Source organism: Chitinophaga sedimenti (genome assembly GCF_023156195.1).
Taxonomy (GTDB): domain Bacteria; phylum Bacteroidota; class Bacteroidia; order Chitinophagales; family Chitinophagaceae; genus Chitinophaga; species Chitinophaga sedimenti.
This window is the reverse complement of the sequence record NZ_JAKUKA010000001.1, coordinates 5,182,398-5,208,591: the sequence shown is the minus strand read 5'-3', so window position 1 is coordinate 5,208,591 and position 26,194 is coordinate 5,182,398. Positions and strand designations below refer to the sequence as shown.

30 protein-coding genes and 1 pseudogene are annotated in these 26,194 nt (G+C 50.8%); 10 read left to right on the top strand and 21 right to left on the bottom strand.

What is annotated here, in order from left to right; translation table 11 throughout:
• Positions 1-37: 37 nt before the first annotated feature.
• The 9 genes from MKQ70_RS29905 to MKQ70_RS29865 all read right to left on the bottom strand — a co-directional run bounded on the left by MKQ70_RS29905 (position 38) and on the right by MKQ70_RS29865 (position 8,029).
• On the bottom strand, positions 38-634 hold the full coding sequence (locus MKQ70_RS29905; RefSeq protein ID WP_248077957.1) for an HmuY family protein: 597 nt from the start codon (positions 632-634) through the stop codon (positions 38-40).
• 32 nt (positions 635-666) lie between these two features.
• The gene (locus MKQ70_RS42910) at positions 667-969 is read right to left on the bottom strand and encodes a hypothetical protein (protein ID WP_372490043.1); all 303 of its coding nucleotides are present in this window, start codon (positions 967-969) and stop codon (positions 667-669) included.
• Positions 855-2,729: a TonB-dependent receptor plug domain-containing protein gene (locus MKQ70_RS29895; RefSeq protein WP_248077946.1), complete on the bottom strand. Its 1,875-nt coding sequence runs from the start codon at positions 2,727-2,729 to the stop codon at positions 855-857. Before MKQ70_RS29895 ends, MKQ70_RS42910 begins: the two co-directional genes overlap by 115 nt.
• Positions 2,730-3,008: 279 nt before the next feature.
• Positions 3,009-3,629, bottom strand: a complete 621-nt coding sequence (locus tag MKQ70_RS29890) for a ChuX/HutX family heme-like substrate-binding protein (protein WP_248077944.1) — start codon at positions 3,627-3,629, stop codon at positions 3,009-3,011.
• Positions 3,617-4,039, bottom strand: coding sequence for a ChuX/HutX family heme-like substrate-binding protein (locus tag MKQ70_RS29885; protein ID WP_248077942.1), 423 nt, complete (start codon positions 4,037-4,039; stop codon positions 3,617-3,619). Before MKQ70_RS29885 ends, MKQ70_RS29890 begins: the two co-directional genes overlap by 13 nt.
• 65 nt (positions 4,040-4,104) lie before the next feature.
• Entirely contained in the window at positions 4,105-4,890 is a 786-nt protein-coding gene (locus MKQ70_RS29880; protein WP_248077940.1) for a heme ABC transporter ATP-binding protein, read from the bottom strand.
• Positions 4,775-5,941, bottom strand: a complete 1,167-nt coding sequence (locus MKQ70_RS29875; protein ID WP_248077938.1) for a FecCD family ABC transporter permease — start codon at positions 5,939-5,941, stop codon at positions 4,775-4,777. Before MKQ70_RS29875 ends, MKQ70_RS29880 begins: the two co-directional genes overlap by 116 nt.
• 3 nt (positions 5,942-5,944) lie before the next feature.
• Positions 5,945-6,691: a heme/hemin ABC transporter substrate-binding protein gene (locus MKQ70_RS29870; RefSeq protein ID WP_248077936.1), complete on the bottom strand. Its 747-nt coding sequence runs from the start codon at positions 6,689-6,691 to the stop codon at positions 5,945-5,947.
• Between the two features lie 390 nt (positions 6,692-7,081).
• On the bottom strand, positions 7,082-8,029 hold the full coding sequence (locus MKQ70_RS29865; RefSeq protein WP_248077934.1) for an endonuclease/exonuclease/phosphatase family protein: 948 nt from the start codon (positions 8,027-8,029) through the stop codon (positions 7,082-7,084).
• 491 nt (positions 8,030-8,520) lie between these two features.
• Between MKQ70_RS29865 and MKQ70_RS29860 the strand changes: the two genes are divergently transcribed.
• The 4 genes from MKQ70_RS29860 to MKQ70_RS29845 are packed head-to-tail and all read left to right on the top strand — an operon-like array spanning position 8,521 to position 12,922.
• Positions 8,521-9,297 carry a carboxypeptidase-like regulatory domain-containing protein gene (locus MKQ70_RS29860; RefSeq protein WP_248077932.1) on the top strand — a complete coding sequence of 259 codons (777 nt, stop codon included), beginning with the start codon at positions 8,521-8,523 and terminating at the stop codon, positions 9,295-9,297.
• Positions 9,264-11,495, top strand: coding sequence for a SusC/RagA family TonB-linked outer membrane protein (locus MKQ70_RS29855; protein WP_248081741.1), 2,232 nt, complete (start codon positions 9,264-9,266; stop codon positions 11,493-11,495). Before MKQ70_RS29860 ends, MKQ70_RS29855 begins: the two co-directional genes overlap by 34 nt.
• An 18-nt stretch (positions 11,496-11,513) precedes the next feature.
• A complete protein-coding gene (locus tag MKQ70_RS29850; protein WP_248077930.1) occupies positions 11,514-12,458 on the top strand; it encodes a RagB/SusD family nutrient uptake outer membrane protein in 945 nt (314 codons plus the stop codon).
• Positions 12,455-12,922 carry a RagB/SusD family nutrient uptake outer membrane protein gene (locus MKQ70_RS29845; RefSeq protein WP_282457724.1) on the top strand — a complete coding sequence of 156 codons (468 nt, stop codon included), beginning with the start codon at positions 12,455-12,457 and terminating at the stop codon, positions 12,920-12,922. Before MKQ70_RS29850 ends, MKQ70_RS29845 begins: the two co-directional genes overlap by 4 nt.
• A gap of 65 nt (positions 12,923-12,987) precedes the next feature.
• Here the strand turns inward: MKQ70_RS29845 and MKQ70_RS29840 are convergent, their stop codons facing one another.
• Together MKQ70_RS29840 and gatB are read right to left on the bottom strand one after the other, a co-directional pair.
• Positions 12,988-14,142: an AhpC/TSA family protein gene (locus tag MKQ70_RS29840; protein ID WP_248077928.1), complete on the bottom strand. Its 1,155-nt coding sequence runs from the start codon at positions 14,140-14,142 to the stop codon at positions 12,988-12,990.
• Positions 14,143-14,217: 75 nt separating this feature from the next.
• Positions 14,218-15,672, bottom strand: coding sequence for an Asp-tRNA(Asn)/Glu-tRNA(Gln) amidotransferase subunit GatB (gene gatB / locus MKQ70_RS29835; protein WP_248077926.1), 1,455 nt, complete (start codon positions 15,670-15,672; stop codon positions 14,218-14,220).
• Between the two features lie 78 nt (positions 15,673-15,750).
• On the opposite strand from gatB, the gene MKQ70_RS29830 reads away from it, so the two are divergent.
• The gene (locus MKQ70_RS29830) at positions 15,751-16,917 is read left to right on the top strand and encodes an aldehyde dehydrogenase family protein (protein WP_248077924.1); all 1,167 of its coding nucleotides are present in this window, start codon (positions 15,751-15,753) and stop codon (positions 16,915-16,917) included.
• Between the two features lie 32 nt (positions 16,918-16,949).
• A complete protein-coding gene (locus MKQ70_RS29825) occupies positions 16,950-17,123 on the top strand; it encodes a hypothetical protein (protein WP_248077922.1) in 174 nt (57 codons plus the stop codon).
• Positions 17,124-17,186: 63 nt separating this feature from the next.
• Here MKQ70_RS29825 and MKQ70_RS29820 read toward each other — a convergent pair whose 3' ends face one another.
• From MKQ70_RS29820 to MKQ70_RS40020, 7 genes and pseudogenes are all read right to left on the bottom strand, one after another.
• Positions 17,187-17,894, bottom strand: coding sequence for a PDZ domain-containing protein (locus MKQ70_RS29820; protein ID WP_248077920.1), 708 nt, complete (start codon positions 17,892-17,894; stop codon positions 17,187-17,189).
• Positions 17,861-18,040: a hypothetical protein gene (locus tag MKQ70_RS29815; protein WP_248077918.1), complete on the bottom strand. Its 180-nt coding sequence runs from the start codon at positions 18,038-18,040 to the stop codon at positions 17,861-17,863. The genes MKQ70_RS29820 and MKQ70_RS29815 overlap by 34 nt, the downstream gene beginning before the upstream one ends.
• Before the next feature lies 1 nt (position 18,041).
• Entirely contained in the window at positions 18,042-18,179 is a 138-nt protein-coding gene (locus MKQ70_RS29810) for a hypothetical protein (protein ID WP_248077917.1), read from the bottom strand.
• A gap of 259 nt (positions 18,180-18,438) precedes the next feature.
• Positions 18,439-18,876, bottom strand: coding sequence for a hypothetical protein (locus MKQ70_RS29805; protein WP_248077915.1), 438 nt, complete (start codon positions 18,874-18,876; stop codon positions 18,439-18,441).
• Positions 18,822-19,010, bottom strand: coding sequence for a hypothetical protein (locus tag MKQ70_RS29800; RefSeq protein WP_248077913.1), 189 nt, complete (start codon positions 19,008-19,010; stop codon positions 18,822-18,824). The genes MKQ70_RS29805 and MKQ70_RS29800 overlap by 55 nt, the downstream gene beginning before the upstream one ends.
• Positions 19,007-20,572, bottom strand: a complete 1,566-nt coding sequence (gene alaS, locus MKQ70_RS29795) for an alanine--tRNA ligase (protein ID WP_308199254.1) — start codon at positions 20,570-20,572, stop codon at positions 19,007-19,009. The genes MKQ70_RS29800 and alaS overlap by 4 nt, the downstream gene beginning before the upstream one ends.
• A pseudogene (locus MKQ70_RS40020) lies at positions 20,535-21,187 on the bottom strand (alanine--tRNA ligase-related protein). The gene alaS and the pseudogene MKQ70_RS40020 overlap by 38 nt, the downstream one beginning before the upstream one ends.
• A 333-nt stretch (positions 21,188-21,520) precedes the next feature.
• Between MKQ70_RS40020 and MKQ70_RS29790 the strand changes: the two are divergent.
• From MKQ70_RS29790 to MKQ70_RS29775, 4 genes are all read left to right on the top strand, one after another.
• Entirely contained in the window at positions 21,521-22,486 is a 966-nt protein-coding gene (locus MKQ70_RS29790; protein WP_248077911.1) for a M23 family metallopeptidase, read from the top strand.
• 119 nt (positions 22,487-22,605) lie between these two features.
• Positions 22,606-23,211 (top strand): MerR family transcriptional regulator, encoded by a 606-nt coding sequence (locus MKQ70_RS29785; RefSeq protein ID WP_248077909.1) that lies wholly within the window; start codon positions 22,606-22,608, stop codon positions 23,209-23,211.
• Positions 23,212-23,224: 13 nt separating this feature from the next.
• Positions 23,225-23,395: a hypothetical protein gene (locus tag MKQ70_RS29780; RefSeq protein WP_248077907.1), complete on the top strand. Its 171-nt coding sequence runs from the start codon at positions 23,225-23,227 to the stop codon at positions 23,393-23,395.
• A 31-nt stretch (positions 23,396-23,426) separates the two neighbouring features.
• Positions 23,427-23,741, top strand: coding sequence for a YbbN family protein (locus MKQ70_RS29775; protein WP_248077905.1), 315 nt, complete (start codon positions 23,427-23,429; stop codon positions 23,739-23,741).
• A gap of 244 nt (positions 23,742-23,985) precedes the next feature.
• On the opposite strand, the gene MKQ70_RS29770 is transcribed toward MKQ70_RS29775, so the two are convergent.
• Genes MKQ70_RS29770 through MKQ70_RS29760 form a run of 3 tightly spaced genes read right to left on the bottom strand, consistent with a single transcriptional unit; the run spans position 23,986 to position 26,030 of the window.
• Complete coding sequence (locus MKQ70_RS29770) at positions 23,986-24,930, bottom strand: mechanosensitive ion channel family protein (protein WP_248077903.1); 945 nt, start codon at positions 24,928-24,930, stop codon at positions 23,986-23,988.
• Between the two features lie 28 nt (positions 24,931-24,958).
• Entirely contained in the window at positions 24,959-25,543 is a 585-nt protein-coding gene (locus tag MKQ70_RS29765; RefSeq protein ID WP_248077901.1) for an amidohydrolase family protein, read from the bottom strand.
• Entirely contained in the window at positions 25,524-26,030 is a 507-nt protein-coding gene (locus tag MKQ70_RS29760) for an amidohydrolase family protein (protein ID WP_248077899.1), read from the bottom strand. The genes MKQ70_RS29765 and MKQ70_RS29760 overlap by 20 nt, the downstream gene beginning before the upstream one ends.
• Positions 26,031-26,194: the final 164 nt, after the last annotated feature.

Here is a 26,194-nt window from a genome sequence, read left to right as displayed (position 1 = left end):
CATATAAAAGGCCTTCCACCCGGAAGGCCTTTTGCATTTATTTTACTGTTGCCAGGTTTTTGCTGCCGTTCGTTTGTACAAAGTATTGGAACGTCAGGTAAGGCGCAGGTGTTTGCCTGGTGGGCGCAACCGGGTTTCCTTTGTACAAAGAGATCATTTGCAGTTTTACATACTGGCCGGTATTGTTTTTAAATACCATTGTGCGGTTAGGTAATGCGGTCAGGATATGTGTGGTCATATCGTAGTTGTACCAACCCACGCTACCCATAAAGGCGTTGATGCCGAACGCCGAATATTTAAACGCCGTATCATTCGGCACGGTAGTCAGTGCATCAAAAGAAGAGTCTACAAATGCGATCTTGCCGTTTTTAGCGGTTACGTCGCCGTTATAGGTGCCGGTGAAGGAAATATCCCATTTACCGGTATCGGCCGCGGAAATTAATTTGGTTGCAAAGGTAAAGTAACGTGGGGCTTTAGCGCCCGCACCGGTGGCTGCCGCGGTGTCCGCTGCCAGGTCGGTGATCATAACACCGGTATTTTTAATGGCTGGTTTTTCATCGTCTTTGCCACAGGCCACGAGGATGACTACTGCTGCAGATGCTGTTACTAATGCTTGCTTGTAATTGATACGCATGTTTGAATGTTTAGAATATGAAAAAGATGGATTTACTGTTTTATGAATTTCCAGCCGAGGCCAACGGTATACACGCGACCCGCCAGGTTAGGAATAAACGGATCCTTATGCCCGGTAAGGTTATCCACCGAAAGCTGTGCGGATAAACGGTTTTGCAGGAATGTTTTACCTGCGGATGCATTCAGCAACGTGTAACCATTCACAAAACGATCATATCCATCTATGAACTGATTACCGTTCGTATCGCTGTAACCGTACTTGCCGCGATAATTCGCACGCAACGTAGCGGTAATACCCCAGGGCCTGTATTCGTATGCCAGGCGCAGGTTACCCATATGCCTCGACCGGTTTTCGATACCATAATAGTCGCTGGTTGCGGAGCGGCGTGCATGCCCGAATGGATCGGCAACAGACGCATATGACCGGTACCGTTTCTAATCGAATCGATCACGTCGCGGTTTTTTGCGTACAGCAACTGGTAACCGCCACTGAGGCTAAAACCATAAGGCAGCTGCCAGCTGGCATTTACCTCAAGTCCCTGCATACGGGCCTTCGACACGTTCACATAGGAATACACCTGCCAGCCGTTCGTTTTTTCCGCTACGGTGATGGTATTGATCAGATCTGTCACATCATTGCGGAAAACATTTGCTTCGATCTTCACTTTGTTTACCGGCGTTACGATAAAGCCCACATTGTAAGAGATAGACCTTTCAGGACTTAAAGAATGAATGCCGGATGCCGCTGGCAATACATTCCCAATTTCTCCGGCGGCTATCAACTGTTGTAACCCGGTTTCAAATTCCTCCACACCTAACACCGTATAGCCCACCTGGGCGTTGGTAAACGACAGGTACGACTGCCGGAAGTCCGGTGCCTTAAAACCACGCCCCACGGAAGCCTTGAAATTGATGAAGTGATTGGGCGTGTAACGGATACCCAGCTTCGGACTCAGCTGATCGCCATAAATGTTGTTGCGATCATAACGCAGTCCGCCCAATACACCGAACTGCTCTCCCATTTTCCAATCGGCCTGCACATAGGCGAAGACGCTCTGCATATTTTGCTTCGCGGAATAGCGTGTGGCTTCCAGCGATTCCAGCGTACCGCCGGCGCCACCGGTAAACCAAGTTTTATTGTATTGCAACTCTACGCGTTGCATATACTGCGTAAAGAAATTGACTGCTATTCCCGCACCGGTACTTTTGTTGCGGATGCTCTCGTTCGTGCCGTAACGGGTCAGGTAATATTGCGCGCGCAGGTTGCTGCTGTCGTGCAGGCGGCTGTCCAGCGTGGCCATCATGTTCAGGTCTTTCTCCGACGTTTTATCGGCGGTGGTAATGCCGGAAGCGTAACCGTAATCATTATGTGATTGCAGATGGGCCCATCTTGCAGAAAGATTTAAGCGGTTTTGCGGGTTGATCATATAACCGGTGCGGGCCTGCAGCGTATACGAATGAAAGGGCAATACGGTATTGGCCTGCTGCGCTGTAGGATTAGCGTTGAAACCGTCAGTGCGGTAGTAGTTGCCGGCGAATGAAATATGTCCTTTGTTATGATGAAAAGGCGTGCCTGCTTCCACGATCGCATCTAACGTATTATAGGTGCCGTAACGCAGGTTGGCGCTGATGCTTTGTGTGCTGAGGGGTTTACGGGTAATGATATTGATAACCCCGGCTAAGGCTTCGCTGCCGTACAGGCAGCTGCTCGCCCCCTTGATGATCTCAATACGCTCAATATCGGCCACCGTGATGCGCGATAAATCCAGCTTACCGGAAGTACGGCCGATCAGCGGCTGCCCGTCGATCATGATCATCGTATACGCCGGATCAAATCCCTGCAACTGTAACCCGGAGCCGTGCGCACTGCCGCTCACATCGCCCACCAGCGCCAGGCCGGTTTGTTCGCGTAACACTTCGTCCAGCCGACGGCTACCCATCATATCGATCTGTTTGCGGGATATCACGGTAACGGGAACTGGTACTTTGCTGCTCAGGTTATCTGTACGCGTAGCGGTGACCACCACCTCGCCCAGCTCACGCTGTTGCAGGGAAGTGTCGGTTTGTGCGAAGGAGGCGGTTGAACCTGCGCACAACAATACTGAATATAAAAATCTGCTCAGGCACATGATACCGGACTGTGAGTTGAATTGTTAGCAAGCAGGTAATACAATCCCCGCAAACGCGTGCAGGCGTTTGCTTAAACGGATAAAGAGATTGTGGTGGGCGGAGTAATGACAAAATTAGATGTTCAAACAAACATGGGTTTCTGTAAATGGGAAAATGATTTACGCAATCCGGAAAAACTTGTCCCCGGAGGGAAATAAAAATCCCGGTATCACTACCGGGATTCTCCATATATAACAATGGCTGGCTTACAGTCTGGCGGCCAATGCTCTCCAGTTTTCAAGCTCCGGCTGACCAGGCTTGCGTTTACCGAAGAACTGTACGATCATTTCGCCGGCAGCGTCGAATACTTCAAGGGCAGTTACCACGCCATCTATAGATGGTTTCTCTACGATCCAGCTCTGCGAAATGTTTTCCAGTTTCAGGTGGATATTTAAGTCCGGGTCCATGACATTGATCCATCCCGGAATTTCCAGGATCTTGTTTACGGGGCCGGTATGAATTTCGATGTTACCATGGTTACCTACGAAAATCATTATTTCTAAACCAGATGCGGAGGCCTGCTCCAGCAATTGTTTTACCGCATCGTTGGATGTTTTGCGCGCAAAGCGACCTTCTGCCAGCTGCAGCGCCCGTGTACGTGAAACTTTATGCTTCATGATCAGGGGAAAGAAATCGTGCGTGTCTTTCAACTCCGCCCACTCGTCCAGGAACGCAGCTTTATCAACCGCTTCCGCATATTCAGCTTTACGGCCGGGCGCTGCTTCGGGTATCTCACCCTGTTGTTCATCCGCCGTGAAATCAGCCACCAGCTGCTGCCATGCTGGCAAGTTCGTAGCATCTGCAGGATAAAACTTTACGACTGCCACGCCCTGCGCATCAAATACCGGATAGAAGTTTTAAAGCCGGATATGTCGTTATCCACCAGTGCAAAACCATGCACCCATTTATTCATGAACATTCGCAGATCAATATCAGCACCGAGCACAATACCAACATGTGGATTGTCCACATCTACTTTTTCGAACACCCCTTTTCTTTCGATCACGCAGCTTTCATTACGCGTCAGCACCATTACTTTTCCTACTTCCGGCATACGTTTTACCAATGCACGAAAATCAGCTTTCAGCCTGGTTACACCGGCGCCAACAAAAGCACCCACGAGTGCACCTTCGCTCGTATCGAGTTGATGTGCGGCTTCACGGATGCGCACTTTAGGGTTATCGGCACGAAATTGCAGCCATTTGTCTTTCAGCGATGCGGCAGTCAAAGTACTCATGTTAAAAGATTTTAATGCCGTAGCGGCAGTTGATAATGGAATGGGTTGTTGGCCGCCCATGGTTACTACCAGCGGATAGTCGCAGTCCGGGTGCTCCAGCACTGGACTGCAATGCCAAAACAGGCGGCGATATGATCGGGCGTAAATACCTGGCGTGGTGCGCCTTCGGCATAAACAGCCCCGTTCTTCAGCATCCATACGCGATCTGCGTAGGCTGCGGCTATTTGAAAGTCGTGGAGCACGGCAACGACCAACACGCCCTGTTTGACGAGCTGCGCGGCCAGTTGCAGGGCCAGTTGCTGGTACAGGATGTCCATGCCGGTAACCGGCTCATCCAGCAACAACATTTTTTTACCCGCATAATCTTTGCCATTGATATCGGGTACTTCCAGCAGTTGCGCCAACACACGCGCCATTTGTACCCGCTGTTTTTGTCCGCCCGAAAGGGTGAGGTAATTTCTTTCTTTCAGATCGAATACCTGCAATTGCTTCATCGCGTATTGCACCAGTTCTTTGTCATGCGCGGTGTTGCCACCTCCGTATACAAAGCGGCCCATCGCTACTACTTCTTCCACCGTAAAAGGTAACTGCAGACTTAACTGTTGCGATAATACTGCGCGTTGCGCCGCCTGATCGCGAATACTGACCTGGCGCAGATTGCGGCCTCCGATTTGGATATCGCCGGTATAATGCGGATACTCACCGGCCAGCGTGCGCAGCAATGTTGTTTTACCTTCACCGTTGGCGCCCATCAACACACACAAAGCTCCCGGGCCCGCCTGAAGAGACAGGTTGCGGAGAATAAGGCGACCACCCAATTCTACAGAGAGTTTGTTTACTTCCAGCATCATATGGCAAGCGATTTTTTTCTTTTAAGATGAGCCAGATGAAAAAGGGCGTACCGATAATTGCGGTCACAATACCTACCGGTATTTCCGCGGGCGCCGCGATGGTGCGGCACAGCAAATCGGACAGGGTAAGTAACACCGCACCCAGCAAAGCCGAGCAGGGAATAAGGATGCGATTATCCGGACCTGTTATCTGCCTCACTATATGTGGTACTACCAGTCCCACGAAACCGATTACCCCTGCTACTGCTACACCGGCGGCAACCGCCAGCGTGGAATAAATGATCAGCTGTGTTTTCAAACGGCTCACTTTTACACCGCTGTGCATGGCCTCCCGCTCGCCGAGCGCAAATATATTCAGCGCTGTTGCAATACGGGGCAGTAACACCAACGGTACCAGTACAAATGGCAACACGGCCAGTACGGTCTGCCAGCTGGCCCCACCCAGGCTGCCCATCAACCAGAAAACAATACTCCTCAATTGTTCATTGGTGGAGATGTACGTCATTAGTCCGGTGATGGCGTTGCATAAAGCATTGATAGCGATACCGGCGAGCAACATGGTTGACATGACAGCCTGCCCGTTACGCAGCGAAATCCGGAACACGACCAGCACTGCTGCGATCGCGCCGCAGAACGTCACGAAATTCATCACATAAAAATGCAGCAGCGGCGTACCTGTAAAGAGCGAAAAGCTGGATTGCAATACAATGAGCATGACCGCGGTGAGCGATGCGCCGGAGCATACACCAATGAGCCCGGGATCTGCGAGCGGATTGCGGAACAATCCCTGTAAAGCCGCGCCGGCAATGGCGAGTCCGGCCCCGATGATTACACCCAGCACTACGCGCGGCAGGCGGATCATCCACAACACAGCCGCCGTTCCTTCTTCATAAGCCACCGGTAAATGAATACCGATCTTAGATAAGAGGATGGCTACTACCTGTGCAGGCGGAATGTGCATAGCGCCGGTGCCGGTACTGAGTACCACAGCTGCAAGCAGCACAAGACTCATAATAGTGACGATGCTCAATCGTTTTAATCCGGTATTCATCTATTATCCTCCGATCTTCTGCGTCAGTTCTTTAACGGCTTGTACTACCCGCGGACCGAAACCGGTAAGCAGTTGGCCGTCCATCACGATAACCTTCTTTTCCTTACCGGCAGTGGTTTGCGCCACGCCCTGCACTTTCAGTAAGCCGTTTACCCCACCCATACTTTCGAGGCCGGAATCGAACATGAGGATCACATCCGGGTTGGCGGCTACCAGTGCTTCGGCAGTTAACGGTTTGAAGTCTTTGAAATCGCCTGCGGCGTTTTTAGCGCCCGCCAGGCCGATCATTTTGTCCGGCGCGGTTTCTTTACCAGCCACCATCATGGTGCCGGCGCCGCGGGCGTAGATGAATAATACCTTCTTGGTGGCGGAAGGAGGTATAAGACTTTGCTTTTCTGTTTCCAGCTGCCTGCACAGCGCCGCACCTTTAGCGGCTGCACCCAATGCTTCGCCAACCTGGTTGATCAGCGCACAGGTACCTTCGATGGAATAATCCTGCTTCAGTACTACGGTTTTTACACCTACTGCTTTAAACTGTTCGATCACAGCCGGCGAAATGTAGTTGGCTGTAGTGATGACCAGGTCGGGTTTCAACGCCAGCACCGGTTCTGCTGTAATATTACGGTTGTGGCCAACTTTGGCCACTTGTTGCATGGAGGCGGGATAAGTAGACGTTACATCTGTGCCCACGATCTGCTTTTCAAAACCGAGCGCGCAAAGAATTTCAGTAACTGTGCCGTTGAGCGACACAATCCGTTTATATGTTTGGGCATTTGCAGCGTTGACTGCAAACAGCGCACACGCCAGCCATGCCGCAACGCAGGCTCTCCTTAAAGCTTTCATTCGAAAAACGATTTAATATTTCAACACAAAAAGCGCTGTTAGAAAAGATGATCGGCCCTGTCGCGAACCGGGCCAACCACCAGCTCACCGGAGCAATTACTCCGCCATGCCCGGCAAGTTATCTTTCAAGCAATAGGTTAGCGTTCCGGCTATAGGCCGGTCAGCACACACGAAATGAGTTTGTAGGTCGAATTGTAAAGGCCAACCAGGTAACGGCGGATTGTTACCGGATAAGTCTCAGGTATTTGGCGCGGAGTAATTGAGTGGGACAAAGCTAAGTCATAAAACTGTAACGTACTACTCGAATCGGGAAAATTTTGACAATCTATTTACGCAATGAGGAAGAATTAAACTGCGAACTGACGTAAAGGGCACGTTATAATCGGATTTACGACGCCCTCTTAAGTTCTTTGGCGGAGCTGTCCGCCACAAAATCGATTTCCACGAACACAGGAATATGGTCGGAAATCCGCCGCGCCTTCTCAAATTCCGGAAGTCCCTATAAAAATGGATCACCCCGGAGCGCAATACCCTTAACTGCTTCACGGGCACGAACACATTATCAAACGGAGACGCCAGGCAACCATCTGCCTTGCATTGTTTACGTAAAGAAGTTTTCTGCTTTTCCAAGATGGGTTGATAGCCCATCTTTTTTAACGGATTAAACACGGTATGGGTAGATGGTAAATTAAAGTCACCGCAAAACACCAGCGGATGCGGCCCTTTTAACGCAGATACATAACGAAGGTATTTTACCTCTTTTTCAGGTTGCTTTTTAGCCGTAATTGCATGAAAGCCGGCCAGCGTAAATGTGTGCTTACCCTGCCGGAAATCAATGTAAAAAGGCTCGCGGTCGATCCTCAGGTGATATTGCTTTTCAAGTCTTGGTGCGCCCACTTTCGTTACGCGATTGGTTTTCCAGATAAAGGCATAACGCTCGCGCTTATACGCACTGCTGCTGGTAGCATCGCTGATCACATAGTCCCAGTGGCCACCGCTGCTGCGGTTAAGTTGCAGCGCCAGGCGTGCCACGGCCTGTGCGCCACCGGGTCCGGCCACTACTTCCTGTATCGCTAACACATCGCAATGTTTAATCGTTTGCGCGATGTATGCAATTTCTTCATCGCTGCGTGTACGGCCGAAGTCACGCAGGTTCCAGGTACATACGAAAACAGCAGCATTGGCCGAAAAGGCCGTCAATAAAAGGATACAGAGAAATAGTATTTGCTTCGGAACAGTCGGCATAGCTTTTAAAACGCAGTTATCGCAAAGGAATTATTTAAAAAATGATTTTCGTTACGGAATATTCGCTAAATTAGTAACAATCCGTAACCCACCGCCATGCATTGCGGACCAGTTTGTGAGAAAGTAACCAAAATCGTAAATCATCCAATTTCCAGATCTAATTTTTTCACTATGATGATTAACCAGCGGTAAGACAACTTTTTGCTATTCATCCGTCATTCTTCAGCAGCCCAGGGCCTTTAAACGCCTCCGTAGTCATTGATTGCTTAAGACAACCCGGTATTCAGCCGGGCAGTGAACGCGTATACCTCAATCATTGATTGCTTATTTATTGTAACCTGAAAAAGTATAGCCTGAAAAGGCTACTGCTATTGTATTGTCTTCACCAGCCGTGAAGATGTGACCCTTTATTGTTTGCGCTATACCCATCCCACATATCACAATCAAAATCTGAACGAACATGAAAAAAAAGTTTACTACTTCTGCTTAGTTTGTTTGCTCTTTACGGGCAAACCTTTGCCCAGGGCCGCGTTATCCGCGGCCGTGTAACAGACACCCGCGATGGTGCACCACTTCCCGGCGTAACTGTTATTATTAAAGGCACCACCACAGGGTCCAACACAGACGATGATGGCGCCTACCAGATTACACTGCCCGCACAATCGTCCGGCGTACTGGTATTCCGCTTTGTTGGATACGAAACGCACGAACAACGGGTAGGTACCGGCAACACGCTGAACATAACACTTTCGGCCGATAATAAAACGCTGGAAGAAGTGCTCATCACCGGTTACACGCAGGTAGACAAACGAAAAGCAGCTACTGCGGCCGCCGAGGTAAAACGCGCGGAGATCGAAAATGTTCCGATGCCGGATATTAACCAGATCCTGCAGGGACGCGCTACCGGCGTACAAACAACGTCACCGTCCGGGCAGCCCGGTGCACGGCAAAGTGTACTCATTCGCGGTGTGGGTTCGGTGAATGCCGATCAGCAACCGCTCTACGTAATCGATGGCATCATCGTAGCCCGTGGACAATTCAACTTCGATGTATCTACGCAAACAAGCGACATCCTCGCCAACCTCAATCCCAACGACGTAGAAAATGTAACCATCCTGAAAGACGCGACAGCACTGGCTTTGTACGGTGCACGCGGCGGTAACGGGGTAATCGTTATTACTACTAAAAAGGCAAGGCCGGCACCTCTACGCTCACCGCACGTGCGCAATATGGTATCACAAATCCCAGCTTCGGCAAATGGAAAGTGATGAACACGCGGGAAGCATGGAACTATGAACGTAAGGTCCGTGAACTCGCCGGCGCTACGCCCGCACAGCTTGATGCAGAGTACCCCGACTCCCTGCTCGATCACGGTTTCGACTGGGTAGACGCAACTTTTAAAAACGGTCATACACAGCAATATGAAATCGTTTCTTCGGGTGGTAACGATAAAACAAAATACTATCTCTCCGCCGGTTACATGAAACAACAGGGTGCCGTTATTGCGTCTGATTTTGAACGCTACAGCGTGGTAAGCAACCTGCAACAACAGGTAAACAACCGCCTCGACATCAGCCTTAATCTGAACCTGAGCTACTCGACCACCAATAATGCCGTAGCCGGCAACCGTTTTGCCAGCCCGCTGATTGCCGCATTCTCTCTTAGTCCGATGATTAATCCATACAAACCGGACGGCAGCTATTATAAAGGCTGGGAAGATGAGTGGCCTACACCTATTGGCGACAACTTTCTTTACTCCACTCCTTTGAACACCAACATCAATTATAACTTTCGCGGACTCGGCCGCATCTCTTTCGGTTATAAAATCACCGACTGGCTGAAGTTCACACAAACCACGGCGGTAGACATGATCTTTACGCGCCAGAAAAGTTTCTATGATCCTACCACCTCCGATGCGATCAATTTGCAGGAACCGGAAAAGAGCGGCAGCATCTTCGACGGGTATCAGCAGAACCGCGCTATTACGAGCCAGACCAGCCTTTCCGGCGGTTTTAAATGGAAGAGAGACGAGCGGCATGAATTTGATTTCCTTGTCATGATGGAATACCAGCCCACGGCCTCGCTTAATTTCAGCGCAGAAGGACAGGGCCTCGTCAACGGCAAACTGAAAGTGTTGAACGTAACCGCTACGCCGCTGGACGTTGGCGGCGCCGGCAGTGATTATGCGTTCCTGGGTTACATCGGTCAGCTGAACTACACGTTTAACAACCGTTACTACCTGACCGCTTCCGGCCGTATTGATGGCTCCTCCCGTTTCGGTGCGGATGACCGTTATAAATTCTTCGGTTCCGTAGGCGGATCGTGGCGTATTTCCGATGAACCCTTCATGAAAAACCTGGCAGCCATTAACGACCTGAAACTCCGCGTGAGTTATGGTACCGCGGGCAATGCGGGCTTCTCTGATTTTGGCTATAAACAACTGTATGCATTCGGTTCTTCTTACTATGGCGCGCCGGGCAGCCGTCCCAGTACGATCGGTAACAACGAACTCACCTGGGAACAGGTAGCTACGACGGATCTCGGCCTCGAGGCGGCCGTGCTGCAAAGCCGCATTTCCGCCAGCATTGACCTTTATCAACGTGTAACGACAGACATGTTGCTGAACGTGCCGATATCGGCTACGAGCGGTTTTACCACGCGCCCGGACAACCTTGGCAAACTCACGAACAAGGGTGTGGAAGTAACGCTCAGCAGCCAGAACCTGGTAGGTAACTTCCGCTGGGAAACAGAGATCAACTATACGCTCAACCGTAACAAGGTAAATGAGCTGTATAAAAACCAGGATATCATTTCCGGTAATAAAATCATCCGGGTAGGTGAACCGCTTAACAGCTGGTATATGAAAAAATGGGCCGGCGTTGCACCGGAAGACGGCGATCCGCTCTGGTATCGCGCAGACGGCAAAACAACAGACACCTTTGCCGCTTCAAACTTCCGCGTACTGGGCAATACACAGCCGAAGTATACCGTGGGTTTAACAAACAATTTCAGCTTTAAAGGCATCACTTTATCCACCTTCTTTTATGCATTAAAAGGCAATGTTGCGTACAACAATACCCGTCGTTTCTCCGACGGTGACGGCGCCCGTTTTGGCTGGAACTACATGAAAGTCGCCGGTGAAAACTTCTGGCAAAAAGCGGGTGATATTGCCGAACGTCCCAAACCGGTTGTTAACGGCAACAAGCTAAGCAGCAGCGCATCCAGCCGTTATCTCGAAGATGCTTCGTATATCCGTTTGCGAAACGTGGTGCTCGCCTATTCATTACCCAAAGCTGCACTGAATGCGCTGAAGCTGAACGGCGCCCGCGTTTATGCGCAGGGACAAAACCTGCTCACCTTTACGAAATACCTGGGCGTGGATCCTGAAGTGGGCATTGAAGGCGAAGAATTCTTCAAATACCCGGTAAGCAAAAGTTACACTGTAGGACTGGAAATCACTTTCTAACCTGTAAAGCACATCAACATGAAACTAGCTAAATATTTGATGATAGCGGCCACCAGCCTCGGATTGCTGTTGGGTTGCAACGACAAACTGGACCTGGAGCCCTCGGATTCGCTGACCTCCGGTACCGCCATTACCGATATGGACGGCCTCCGTGCCGCGCTCACCGGCGCTTTCGACGGCATGCAATCGGTAAATTACTACGGCCGCAACTATATACTGATTCCCGAACTGGGCGCCGACAATGTTTATCTTTCCAAAGTAAACAGTAATCGCTTCCTGAGCAGTTACCGCCGTGAGTATACCGTGTTGGACAGCGATGTATCCGGTTTTTGGAACACGGCGTATAACGTAATATTGCGCGCGAATAACCTCATCGCCAACGTGGACAATGTGCCGGGTGATGAAACCGAAAAGAACGTGGCTAAAGGACAGGCGCTGTTTATTCGCGCACTTGTTCATTTTGACCTCACACGCATTTTCGCAAAACCGTATAACCAGGGAGCCGGCGCACAACCGGGAGTGCCGCTGATCTTAAAGTTTGAAGTAGCTACACCGGCAAGGGCGCCGCTCTCTGAAGTTTATGCCCAGATCATAAAAGATCTTACGGAAGCAAAAGGACTGCTGGCCAGCACCACTATCGAAGAAAAGCTGAAACCCAGTAAATATGCGGCCGCCGCACTGCTGGCGCGGGTTTATCTCTACCAGGGCAACAATGCCGCCGCTATCACCGAAGCTACGGAAGTGATCAATGCAGGTTATACCCTTACACCCGCTGCCTCTTTCGCCGGTTACTTTGCCGATCCGGGTGCGGCAGAAGACATCTTCACCCTGCACTTCCCGGAAGTGGAAACGCTGGGATCTGACAACATCGGTAATATGTATTTAAAACCCGGTTACGGCGATGTGCGTGTATCGCCCGATCTGCGCAGCATTTACGATGATGCGGATGTACGTAAAAACTGATCGACACCTTTTCCAACAGCCGTGCGGAGTGGCAGAGCACCAAGTTCATTTCGCAGAATGGCATACAGGGCCTTAACAGTCCGAAAATACTGCGGCTTGCGGAAGCCTACCTGATCCGCGCCGAAGCCAATGCGAAGAGCAATAACTTTGGGGCGGCGCTTGCCGACCTTACTATTTTACGTACGCAACGCGGCCTGGGCGCCATCACACCGGTTCCTGCCGATGCTGCCGTACTCGATGCCGTGTTGCTCGAAAAGCGCCGTGAGTTTGCCTTCGAAGGTCACCGCTTCTTCGATCTTATCCGCAATGGAAAAGATATTGTCCGCAACTTCTGTAATAATACTTATACCGCCACCAGCGGCAGCTGCACCATTAAAGCAGATGCCAATATCGTAGTGGCCCCCATTCCACAAACGGAACGAAACGTAAATCCGCTGGAACAAAACCAGGGTTACGATCAATAACCCACTGCAAAAACAAGGGGCTGACCGTAAATGGTCAGCCCCTTGTTTATTTGTTTATGTTGATATCATTTCAGCACTTCTGCCAGTTTCGCTTCCAGCTGGGGGCCGCGCAGGTTGGCAGCGATAATTTTACCGGAAGGGTCAAGCAGGATGTTCGTAGGAATACCAGTGATATTGTACAACGGCACTACAGCAGACTCCCACTGACGCAGGTCGCTTACATGCGCCCACGCGAGTTTATCGTTTGCAATAGCCTGTTGCCATTTGCCTTTATCTTCGTCCAGCGAAACACCGAGGATGGTGAAGTTTTTCGCTTTGTAAGTGTTGAAAGCGGCTACCACGTTCGGGTTCTCCTGGCGGCAGGGACCGCACCAGCTGGCCCAGAAATCTACCAGTACATATTTACCGCGCATCGCGCTCAGGCTTACCATTTTGCCGTTCACATCGGGCAGGGTAAAGTCGGGCGCTGTTTGTCCGATCATCGCTGCGGGGCCATCAGCCGCGGGCTGACGGGGTTTCGCTTTCATGTCTTCGTCTACACGCTGTGCTACGGCGAGCACGAAAGCATTTTCCGGAAAGCGTTTGCGTACACTGGCCAGTTGTGCCTGGTAAGCGGCTCTTTCTTCCGCCGTTTCAGCGGGCACCAGCGACAAGGCGAAAATAGCGGTGGCAGGGTTTTTAGTGCCGTTTACCACGTCGTCTACATTCTTCTTCATTTCCATCACCCCTTTTTCAAACTGCTCATTCACCACACCCACCAGGCTGTCTGTTCCTTTCAGGGCTTGCAGGCTGTCGAGGCGCATGCGCAGGCTGGTCAGCGAAATCGCTTTTTCATTATAATGATTCAGCAGGTCGCGGATCTCAACGGTACCGTCAGAACCTTTGATCGCCACTTTTTCCAGCTGATTATAATCGCCGTCAATGGCCATATCGCCGGCATCCAGCGCCAGCAACAGGAATTTACCATCTTCGAACTGAATGCGGTAGAGGCCCCGGCTGTTCACCAGTCCTTTCAGTGTAAACTTACCCGCCGGATCGGTGATCTTGGTGCTGTCCACGATTTTGGGACCATCCAGCGCAATCTCTTCCAGCACTACACTGTGGAGCGGCGCGTGGTCAAGTTTCACATCGATCCTGAACTCCCCTTTCTCCTCCTGCTGATTGCAGCCTGCAACCATTATAGTAGCAGCGACGGCAGACAGTATTATTGATTTTTTCATGTCGGGTCTTTTATATTGATCAATCTTTCAAAAATAGGATTTCAAACGGAAACCGGAAGGCAGGTTAACCTTACTTTAACGGAGTTTCTCCGCCAGCAACTGGTTAGTCAGCTTAGGATCAGCCTTTCCCTGCGACAATTTCATCACTTCGCCCACAAATAAGCCCATCAAACCCTTTTTCCCGGCTTTGAACTCGGCCACCTTATCGGGATACTTTGCCAGCACCTCGTCGATGATAGGGGCAATATTGCCGGCGTTGTTATCCTGCACCAGGTTCAGTGCCGTGGCAATATCCATTGGCGCTTTATCCGGTGTTTTAATCAGTTCGGGCAGGATGCGGGAAGAAGCGATAGAGAAATTCACCTTACCCTCGGCCACCAGCGCAATCAGTGCGGCAAGGGCTTTTGCCGGCAGGGGATATTGGTCGATGCCGAGGCTATGCTCGTTCAGGTAGGACTTTACCGGGCCAAGCATCCAGTTGGACGCGGCTTTATAGTGCGGCGTGGCGGCGATCAGCGCTTCAAAATACGTAACAGTTTCACGGTCATCGCACAACACGCGGGCATCGTACTCCGGCAGACCGAGTTGCTGCGTGTACTTCTGCACCAGTTCTTCCGGCAGTGCGGGCAGTTTGGCCCGGATACTGTCGATGAAGTCGTCGGAGAAATTGAACGGGGCCAGGTCCGGCTCTGGGAAGTAGCGGTAATCGTTCGCTTCCTCTTTGGAGCGAAGCGGGAATGAACTGCCGTTGGAAGCGTCGAAGCTGCGCGTTTCCTGCACAATGCGTTCGCCGCGTTCCGTCATTTCTATCTGGCGTTTCACCTCATTTTCGATCGCACGTTTTACGTTGCGGATAGAGTTCATGTTTTTTACTTCCACCTTGGTTCCCAGGCTGGTATCGCCCTTCAGGCGGATAGACACGTTGGCGTCACAGCGCATGCTACCCTCTTCCATGTTACCGTCGCACACTTCGAGGAAGCGCACGAGGCGGCGTAAAACAGTGAGATAAGCATAGGCTTCATCGGCCGTATGCAGCACCGGGTCCGTCACGATCTCCACCAGGGGTACACCCGCGCGGTTATAATCGATCAGTGAGTTGTTCGGGTCCTGGTCGTGTATGGATTTTCCGGCATCTTCTTCCAGGTGGATGCGGTTCAGCTGTATATCGCGTTCGCCGGCTTCGGTGGCGATGCGTACATGGCCGCCCTTACAGATAGGCGCGGTATGCTGTGATACCTGGTAACCTTTCGGAAGATCCGGGTAGAAATAATTTTTGCGGGCGAAGTAATTCTCCTTCTCAATTTCACAATGACATGCAAGGCCCAGGCGAATAGCATATTCCACCGCCTTTTTATTCAGGAATGGCAGCGTACCCGGGTGGGCCAGGGTAATTGGACTGATGTGCGTATTGGGAGCGCCGCCGAAGGCTGCGCTGTCGTTACAAAACAACTTGCTTTCCGTTTGAAGCTGTGCGTGTACTTCCAGCCCTATTACGGCCTCATACTTGCTATAATCGATGTTCAAGCTCATGATATTTTTGTGTCCGGACTGATTCGTACAAAGATATTCAAAGTAGCCTAAAGCTGGGAATTTTCCGAAATTAGGACCATGGAATACACTATCCAACGCTATGAAGCCCAACGTGCCTGGTTTGCCGCCGGTCACACCCGTTCGTACGAATTTCGCCGGGAGCAGTTGCTGCGGCTGAAAAGCGCCATTCTTACCTACGAATCGCGCATCCTGGAAGCCATGGCCGCCGACCTGCACAAACACCCCGTGGAGGCCTACAGCAGCGAAGTGGGCCTGTTGTATGCCGAAATAGGTCATACGGTTAAACATTTGCGCAAATGGATGCGGCCGGAGCGGGCGGCTTCGCCACTGCTGCAATTCCCCACACGCAGCTGGATGGTAAAGGAACCATTGGGACTTACCCTGATCGTTGCCCCCTGGAATTATCCTTTTCAACTGGTGATGGCGCCGCTGATTGCCGCCATGGCCGCAGGCAACTGCGCGCTGCTCAAGCCTTCGGAGCTGGCGCCGCATACCGAGGCCGTGATCACCGATATGATCCGCGCCAATTTTGACCCTGCTTATATTGATGTGGTGACCGGCGAAGGTCATGTGGTAATACCACAGCTGATGCAGCGGCGGTACGATCATGTGCTGTTTACAGGCAGTACCACCGTGGGCAAACAGATCATGGCCATGGCCGCGCCGCACCTTACACCCGTAACATTGGAATTGGGTGGTAAGTCGCCCTGCATCGTAGACGATACCGCCGATATCGCCGTAGCCGCCAAACGCATTGCCTGGGGCAAGTTCTGGAATGCGGGACAAACCTGTATTGCACCCGACTACGTGCTGGTGCATGAAAGCGTGAAACAACAATTGATCGAAGGGTTGCAGGCAGCGATCACCAGTTTCTTCGGCGCCGATCCGCTGCAAAGCCCCGACTATTCCCGCATTATCAACCAGAAAAGATTTGATGCCCTATTGCCTTACCTGGCAGAGGGGACGGTGGTCCATGGCGGGCAGCATGACCGCGAGCAATGCTACATAGCGCCTACGCTGTTAACCAACATTGCAGAAGGTGCAAAAGTGATGGCGGAAGAAATTTTCGGGCCGGTACTGCCTGTCATTGCTTACACCGATGCGCAGCAGGCGAAGGCGCTCATAGAACAGCACCCCTACCCTTTATCGCTGTATCTCTTTTCAAAAATAAAGCCAGTGAAAAAGTATTTACGGATAGTATCGCGTTTGGCGGCGGTTGCATAAACAACACGCTCATACATTTCACTAATCTTGAGATGCCCTTTGGTGGCGTAGGTTTCAGCGGCATGGGGCGTTATCATGGCAAATTCGGGTTCGATACTTTTTCGCATCGTAAAAGCATGATGAAAACAGGCACCTGGCTCGATATCGCCGTAAAATATCCACCGTTTGGCGATAAACTGGCGCTGGTAAAGCGTTTCCTGAAATAAAAAAGCCTGCGCTAAGCAGGCTTTCGTTCGCTAACACTTAAACTATATCTATTGTATGAAAACTTACAAATTCTCTTTGTTCAGCTTTTTAGGCACCTTTACCGTAAGGGTTTGAGCCTTGCCGCCACGAATGATTTTTGCGCTTACTTCACTTTTGTTTTTATTCACGTTGTAAGTGCTCACCACGTCGCGGGCGTTGCGGACAGCCGAACCGGCGATTTCAGTGATGATATCATTCTCCTTAAAGCCCGCCTTTTCCGCTGCGGAGCCTTCTGTCACACCCAGTACCTTTGCACCGGTGGCTTCTTCGGTATCCTGTACAGACAGGCCCAGTTTCGCTTCGTTACCACCACCACGGCGTTCCATGCGGCCAAAGAGTTCATCCAGGTCGCCGCCACGTGGCACGCTGCGGAAGTTGAACGCATCATCATCCTGACCAAAATTAAACGAGCGTATTTGTGACTCCGGACGTTGGTCCAGCTTCGCTTTCACCCTGCTCTCTTTTTTATCCCGGAGATAGGTAATAGTTATTTCATCCCCCGGCTTCTTCGTCCCGATTGATTCAAACAGTTCCTGTGGCTCCCGGATGGCTTCATCATTGACTTTAGTGATGATGTCACCCTCTTTCAGTCCTGCTTTTTCGGCCGCACTACCTTCAGACACCTGCTTTACGGTCGCCCCTCTCGCATCTTCTTTCGCCGTAATAACGCCCAGCACCGCCGAAGGGGCCTTTGGCGCTATCGGATCACCTTCGCCACGGTAAAATTGCATCCCGCCACGGGGGCGCCGCGGAAGTTAAACGTATTGCCGTCTACCGGCGTATTCCGGCGGTGTAATACGGAGATATCACCGCCTTTATAGTCTTCCAGTTTTTTACCGTCTACGTATACTTCACCTGCCTTAATCTCGATGGTCACTTTACCATCTTTCCCGTTTTCTTTTTAAGATGATTTCGTCATACTCTCCCAGTTTGCCGGAGTGATTGTCCTGCGCAAAAGCCGGAGTAGCGGCGATCATGCCTGCCAGACCGAGTGCATATAACAGTTTGTTCATCATTGGTAATAATAGTTGATGGTTATGCTTACAAATTTATCGGCGGAGGTTAAAAAGAAAAAGTTAAAAACGACGGATCGGGGCTAAGGGAATGTTAAAATAATGGTTGGGGTTGCTTATCAGCATCCTGGTAACATCCTTCGTTGATATAAGGTTAATACTTCGTTGATATTAGGTTCAAGCCAGGTTCGTGAACCTACTTTGAACCTACCTTGAACCTAGGATGAACCTAGGATGAGCCTAAGATGTTTAAAAGATGCCCTTAGGGCGGTCTAGTCCTGGAATAGGTGTACATCGATGTTAAATAATCCGGATTAAGGTTTACATATATCGACATGCCGGGAAACAAAAAGGGCCGTAAGCAGATGCCTACAGCCCTACTTATTGTAAACCAGTTAATTACAAGGAAGCCTTGACCGCATCGATCGCCTGTTGCAGCTGACCGGTTTCCTGTCCGCCGGCAGATGCCAGGTTTTTTCTGTCCGCCGCCGCCGCCTTTGATGAGGCCGGCAACTTTATCCTTAATGATTTTAGGTGCCTCCGTGCCTTTTTCGGCTACGAGATTATCCGCAATGCTTACCACTACCTGTGCCTTACCAGCCACTTCCGCTGCCAGCACGACAACATAATTTTCCATCAGCGGTTTCAGGGCGAGGGCCAGTTGGCGCAGCGTGTCCGGGTTACCGGCTTCCACGAGCATTCCCGGAAGTTGATACCATTCACATTTACCGCTTTTTCCGGCAGCGTGGTGGCCAGTTGCTGTACCTGTTTCAGTTCCAGGGCAGCCAGCTGTTTTTCCAGGGCGGCCTTGTCGTTTACCAGGTTCTCGATCACTTTAGCCAGTCCTTCGGGTTCTTCAGTTGGGTTTTCACCGCTTTCAGGATCTCGAACTGTTCGTTAATAAAGGCCTCTGCCTTAGCGCCGGTTACCGCTTCTATACGACGAACACCCGCAGCTACCGCGCTTTCGCCGGTAAATTTAAAGATGCCCAGCTCGCCGGTAGCACCTACGTGTGTACCACCACAAAGCTCCACAGAATACGCGGGGTCCATGATCACCACGCGTACCACGTCGCCGTATTTCTCACCGAATAACGCCATAGCACCCAGCTTCAGGGCTTCTTCCTTCGGCAGTTCTTTTATCACCACGGGAATATTTTCCCGGATTTTCTGGTTTACGATCGCTTCTATCTGCGCCAGTTCCTCGTCGGTTACTTTTGCAAAGTGGGAGAAGTCGAAACGCAGGTACTCACCATTCACCAGCGAGCCTTTTTGCGCTACGTGTGCGCCCAGTACGCTGCGCAGGGCCGCATGCAAGAGGTGTGTGGCCGAGTGGTTCTTCTCTGTATTGATGCGTACCTCGCGGTTTACTATGGCTTTTACCGGGGCAGACGGGTTAGCCGGCAGCTTATCAGTAAAGTGTACGACCAGGTCGTTTTCTTTCTTGGTATCGGTGATCTCAATCGCTTCGCCATCAAAATATAAGATACCCGTATCGCCAACCTGTCCACCGCTTTCTGCATAAAAAGGTGTCTGATCCAGCACGATCTGGTACTGCTCCTTACCTTTCGCCTTTACACTGCGGTATTTGAGCACTTTGGCATCGGCTTCCAGCGTAGTGTAACCGATAAATTTACCGGAAGGCTGCTCGCTCAGCGAGGTCCAGTCGCCCATATCGAGCGCTGTGGCCGCGCGGGAGCGGTCTTTCTGCTTTTTCAGTTCGGCTTCAAAACCTTTCTCATCCACGGTGAAGCCGTTTTCACCGGCGATCAGGGCGGTCAGGTCATAAGGGAAGCCGTAAGTATCGTACAATTCGAAGGCAGTAGGACCGTCAATATTCTTTCCTTTAGCATTGCTGATCACGTCTTCTACGCGACGGATGCCGCTGTCCAGTGTGCGGAGGAAGCTATTTTCTTCCTCGAACACCACTTTCTTCACAAAATCCACCTGCTGGCCCAGTTCGGGGAATACATGCGCGAACTGCTCCGCCAGTTGCGGCACCAGCTCGTGCAGCAGTGGCTTTTTCACGTCCAGGAACGAGAAGTAGTAACGAACGGCACGGCGCAGGATGCGGCGGATCACATAACCGGCATCGGTGTTAGAGGGCAGCTGCCCGTCGGCAATCGCGAAACAGATAGCGCGGATGTGGTCGGCAATTACGCGGAAAGCGATGTCTGTTTTCTCGCTGTCGCCATATTTCTTACCACAAAGTCCTTCGGTAAAGCGGATCGTTGGCTGGAACACGTCGGTATCGTAATTGCTCGATTTCTGCTGCAGTACGCGTACCAGTCGCTCAAAGCCCATTCCGGTGTCTACGTGTTGTGCGGGCAGCGGTTGCAGGCTTTTGTCTTTCAGGCGGTTAAACTGCATGAATACATTGTTCCAGATCTCGATCACCTGGGGGGTGGTCGGCGTTCACCAGTGCGGCGCCCGGCGTAGCTGCGCGCTCATTATCCGGGCGGCAGTCCACGTGAATTTCACTACAAGGGCCACATGGGCCGGTGTCGCCCATCTCCCAGAAGTTGTCTTTCTTATTTCCCATCAGGATACGGTCTTCCGCCACGAATGCTTTCCAGAACTCGTACGCTTCGGTGTCCTTCTCCAGGTTTTCCTTACTATCTCCTTCAAAAACAGTCACATAGAGACGATCTTTGGGAATTTTATATACTTCCGTCAGCAATTCCCAGCTCCGGGCGATGGCTTCTTTCTTAAAATAGTCGCCAAAGCTCCAGTTACCCAGCATTTCGAACATCGTATGGTGGTAAGTGTCGATACCCACTTCTTCGAGATCGTTATGCTTGCCGCTTACGCGGAGGCACTTTTGCGTGTCGGCCGCGCGTTTCGAGGGCGCGACCTGGTTGCCCAGAAATAGTCCTTAAACTGGTTCATACCCGCATTGGTAAACTTGAGGGTAGGGTCATTTTTCAACACGATCGGGGCCGAAGGCACAATAGTATGGCCTTTGGAAGCGAAGAAATCCGAGAATTGCTGTCTGATCTGGGCTGCTGTCATAAAAGGAATTGCTATATATTAATATCTATTTTAAATTTTATAATTGCGACTATGTGATTTTTGGCTTTAATTTGTAACCCGGCTGCGTTTTTAGCCGGTTACCGGACTGACGTTGATTGTTCGCGAAATTCCATTATGTTTAACCCCGCTGTGCCAGCCCAATCCTTTCGCCGCCAATTTTTATGCGCGGTGCAAAAATATTGAAAGCTGTAACATTATTAAAAAAGAAGCAGAAAAGCGTTTTTAGCCCGGAATGGACGGAAGCGCGCTGAAATAAATCAAGTGGCCCTGCGTTCAGTGATGAGCGCGTCCAGCTTTAGACACACCTGGTCAATGAAGAAGGTTAAGTATTTCTACAACACGCAAACGCTCAAATATGAAAAGCTCGTCGTATCCGTACGCGTAAAAATCCTGCGTATACTGGGCTTTCTTTCTGCCGCTATTGTAACAGGTATCCTGTTCCTTTCCGTAGCTTACCGCTTCCTGGATTCTCCCAAGGAAAAGAACCTGCGCAGGGAAATTGACCAGATGAAGGAGCAATACGACCTGCTGACCGACCGCCTGAGCGAGGTAAAAGGGCAGCTGACAGAACTGCAGCACCGCGACAATGAAATTTACCGGGTAATATTTGAGGCCGCGCCTATTGCTGACAGTGCAAGGGCCGGCGAAGTGAAGAAAAGAGAAGAAAGACTGCTGGCGCTGACCAACAGCGAAGTGATCGAGGCTACCTCCGGGACCCTCACCGAACTGACCAACCGTGTTAAAGCACAGGAAAAATCCTACGCACAAATAGACGATCTTATCCGCAACAAGCAGAAAATGCTGGCCTCCATCCCGGCCATTCAGCCGGTGGCCAACAAAGACCTGGACCGTATCGCTTCGGGCTTTGGTTATCGTGTGGATCCCATTTATAAAACCGTTAAGTTTCATAGCGGGCTCGATTTCGCGGCGCCTTCCGGCACACCGATTTACGCTACCGGCGACGGCACGGTGGAAGATGCAAGCCTGAGCGAAACGGGCTACGGCAACCACGTGTTGCTGAACCATGGTTATGGCTACAAAACGCTGTATGGCCACATGGTGCGCATAAAAGTAAAGCGCGGCCAGCAGGTTAAACGCGGCGATGTAGTGGGGTGGGTAGGCAGCACCGGTAAATCCACCGGCCCGCACTGCCACTACGAGGTCATTAAAAACACCAGTAAGGTAGACCCTGTATTCTTCTTCTTTAATGATCTTAACGCCGAACAATTTGACAAGATGCTGAAGATCGCGCGTTCCGGCAACCAGTCACTGGATTAATGGAATGATTATTGCACCCGTGGGAAAAATGATGTGAATTTAAGGTAGCTTTGATCGGAGCGCAGGATTTTAAGTATTAGTTTTGTAATCACTATCAGCTTACCCTTAACAGTAACATCATGATCCAGCAACTAGACCTTTTTGGATCCCCTGAGCCGCAACCGGTTAAGGAAAAGGCGCAGCCGCAAGTGAAAGAACAGGAGGTGAGGCAACAAGATGGCGAACATATAGAGCAGCAGCCGGCAGCAGTACAACCGGGCACCGTAGCGGTAAGCATTACCGTTCAGCGGCCCGCCGCGCCGCCACCACAGCCGGAACCAGCAGCAGCCAAGCCGAAAAAACGAGGCCGCAAATCGCTGAAAGACACTGCCGACGATCCGCAGATCATCCAGGAAATCGATAAACTGAAACTGGATAAACTGTACTACCCGATCAGCGAAGTAGCTAACATGTTCCGCGTAAATACCTCCCTGATCCGTTACTGGGAAAACGAGTTTGATATTCTTCAACCTAAGAAAAACCGTAAAGGCGACCGCCTGTTCCGGCCCGAAGACATTCAAAACCTGAAACTCATTTACCACCTGCTGCGCGAACGCAAATACACCATAGAAGGCGCCAAACAAAAGCTGCGCGACGACCGTAAAACCGCCGCCCGTAACTTTGAAATGGTGCAATCGCTGCTCAAAGTCAAAGGATTTTTATCTGAACTTAAAGACCAATTATAAAAATTAATACATCATGCGATTAAAGACAATACTGGCAGGCTGCGGCTTACTCCTGTCTTCCGTAGTAATGGCGCAGACCCAGGCCGGCAAAGCAGCGGATGGCTCTAAGATCATGAAAGGCAAGGTAGACCTGAAAACAATGACCAACGACCAGGGAGCTGGCATGGTTCCACACCGGCATTAACCGGTACGAAGCAAAGGAAGTACCTGTAAACGTGATTAAAGCAAACAACACCAAATATAAATTCGTAGCGGTAGCCAGCACCTGGGACGCTTCCAGCAAAAAACTGCTGCCTCAATTCTATAAGGTAATGATCCTGGCCAGTGTGCCCGACGCTAACTTTGAAGCCTATACGGTAGATCAGAACCAGCAAAGTGGTACCGATGCCGACCAGGCCTACAAGGTGAAAAAGGCACCCACCGTATTGGTGCTCCAGGAAGGTAAAGAGGTTGGCCGTATTTCCGGCGAGCCCAACGGAAGCCTGGAAGATGCACTTGCACAGGTAATCATGCGGAACAACGATAAATAGTTTATCGCATCAACATAAAAAAAAGCTGCAGGTAATCCTTGCAGCTTTTTTCGTTTAGTTACCTGATGTCTCCGCCTTCGCGGCCAGCTTTACACCATGCTCTTCCAGCGAACGCATGATCGCCAGGTTCACATCTTCGCGCAGGGCGTTGTAACGCCCGCCATCCAGATGTAGGTGAGGTAGATCACCTGAATTACATATGAATCCTTCGTGAAGTCGTTCAGGTTCACCACGTAATCGGGTTCTATATTTTTATGTAACTCCGGTATTGCTGGATGTCTTTGATCACCCTTTCCAGTTTATCGGCCTGCGTATCGGCAGCCGCTTCCACCCGTATTGCGGCGCGTTGCTGCGTGCGCAGCGACAGGTTATCCAGCACACTGTCTACCATCTTTTTATTCGGCACGGTCACGTATGTTTTTTCCACAGTGCGTAAACGTGTGCTGCGCAAACCGATCTTTTCCACCGTGCCCTGGTAGCTGTCTACCTTCACAAAATCACCTACGCGGAAAGGCCGGTCGGAAAAGATAATAAAGGAACCGATAAGATTTTCGATACTTTCCTTGGCGGCCAGTGCAAGCGCCGCCGCACCGATACCCAGGCCCGCCACCAGCTTTTCTACCAGTGTTTGACCAAACAGTACGCGGATCACGATCAGCGCGCCGATAATCATCACAATCGCCTTAAAAAAATCGCTAAAGAAGCTGACGAACTGGTTATCGGTTTTATCTTCCGTCAGATCTGCTTTTGCTTCCAGCACCAACGCCACGAAATCGATCAGTCGTAAGAAGATCCAGATAAAACACAGGCTTACGGTAAGCTCCAGCAAAGTGGTAAGTACATCGTGAATGGTCAGTGTGTTCATTTGCTGCACGGCCGTACCGTTTACCGTAACGGAGTGCATTTTACGATAGATCGTAAAGTCCAGCTGCGGCGGAAAATGCAGTCGGTTAATGGTGAGCATAAAGGCCACGAACACCAGTAGATATTCCAGCGGACGCACCAGCAGGTCTACGAAGTCGCTACGTTTGAGCGATGGCGTCCAGCCTTTAATGAAATTGAACGATAACGACGCCACCCATTTGGACAGTACACGCCGGATAATCAATACCAACAAAACAACGCCCGCCACGATCAGGTAATCCTGTATAGGGTTGCCGAAAAAATCTCTGTTCAAAAACTCGTTCATAGTAGTAGTTATGCCGGTGCAAATTAACTTAAATCCGCACGCTTTTGCTCTCTTTGTCTACGTTTACCACACCCGGACGTTTCCCTTTTTCGAAACTGCCGAAGGTGTCTGCAATACCCAGTGCTTCCGCGCCGTTCAGCGTAGCCCAGTTTAAAATCTCGCTGAGGGGAATTTCCATATGGTGCTCATGCAGCGTTTTTACTTCTTCCCAGACAGATAGCTGATGATTGGAGGCGAGGCTATCTGTGCCCACGGTCATTTTACAACCATGTTTGCGGAACAGCGCGAGATAGGGCAGTGTGTCCTCGATATAAATATTGGCGTTGGGACAAAGGCTCCAGTAAATATTTTTTGTTGATGACTGTGCGAACAGGATGTCCTCTTCCGAAGTAAAGGTGTTATGAACGAGCAGCATATTACCCGGCGACCGGAAATAAGGCAGGTAGGTCTGCAAACTGGTTTTCCCGCTTTCCCGGAAGCCGCTGATATCCATCCCAAAATTCTGATAAAACTGGAGGAAGGCGCCGGTACGGGTTTCGTAGAGCATGTTTTCCGCGAAACACTCCTGGTTGTGGATGGTAATGGGGCTGGTTTCAGCAAGACCGGCTAACATGCCGAACAGGGGCCGACACGGAATATGGCGCGTGCGGCACCAGTGTAGCGGGCATGTTCAGCCCGCGGAAGGCCGAATACACCTCCTGCATGGGCGCGAACCGCGCGGCGGCGCTGGCATCCCCGAAGCCCATACATTCTATAAAAGAGTGATAATACAAATTTCCTTTTTGTTTCTGGAGGAGGGTATTGGTCGTATTACAAATATCTCCGACCGCCACCACGCCGGCATCCAACATGGCTGCTTCCGCGACGTCAACAGCTTCGGCGATCTGCTCCGGACTATCGGGCTGGCGTTGTGTCATTACGGTAGTCAGGAAGTCGGGCAAGCCGGTTTTTTCCGGGATACGGCCCTTCATATGTGACAATTCGAGGTGACAATGCGTATTAACGAAGCCGGGACCAAGCCAGCCGCCAAACTCCCGGATGTTGTCCCCTGCCTCCGACCGGTCAATAATAGCCTCCACCGTGCCGTTTGACCGCAGCACCAAAACTTTATCCTGCCCTAAAACCTGCGCCCGTCAAAGATATCCGGGGCTGTTAACTTAATCCATTCCGACATGCTGTACTATTTACGTGAATTGGTGTTAATTTTGCAACCCTGCAAGCCCCTTCCCGGGAACGGAAAAGTGGTTTGCGGATTCGTAACAGG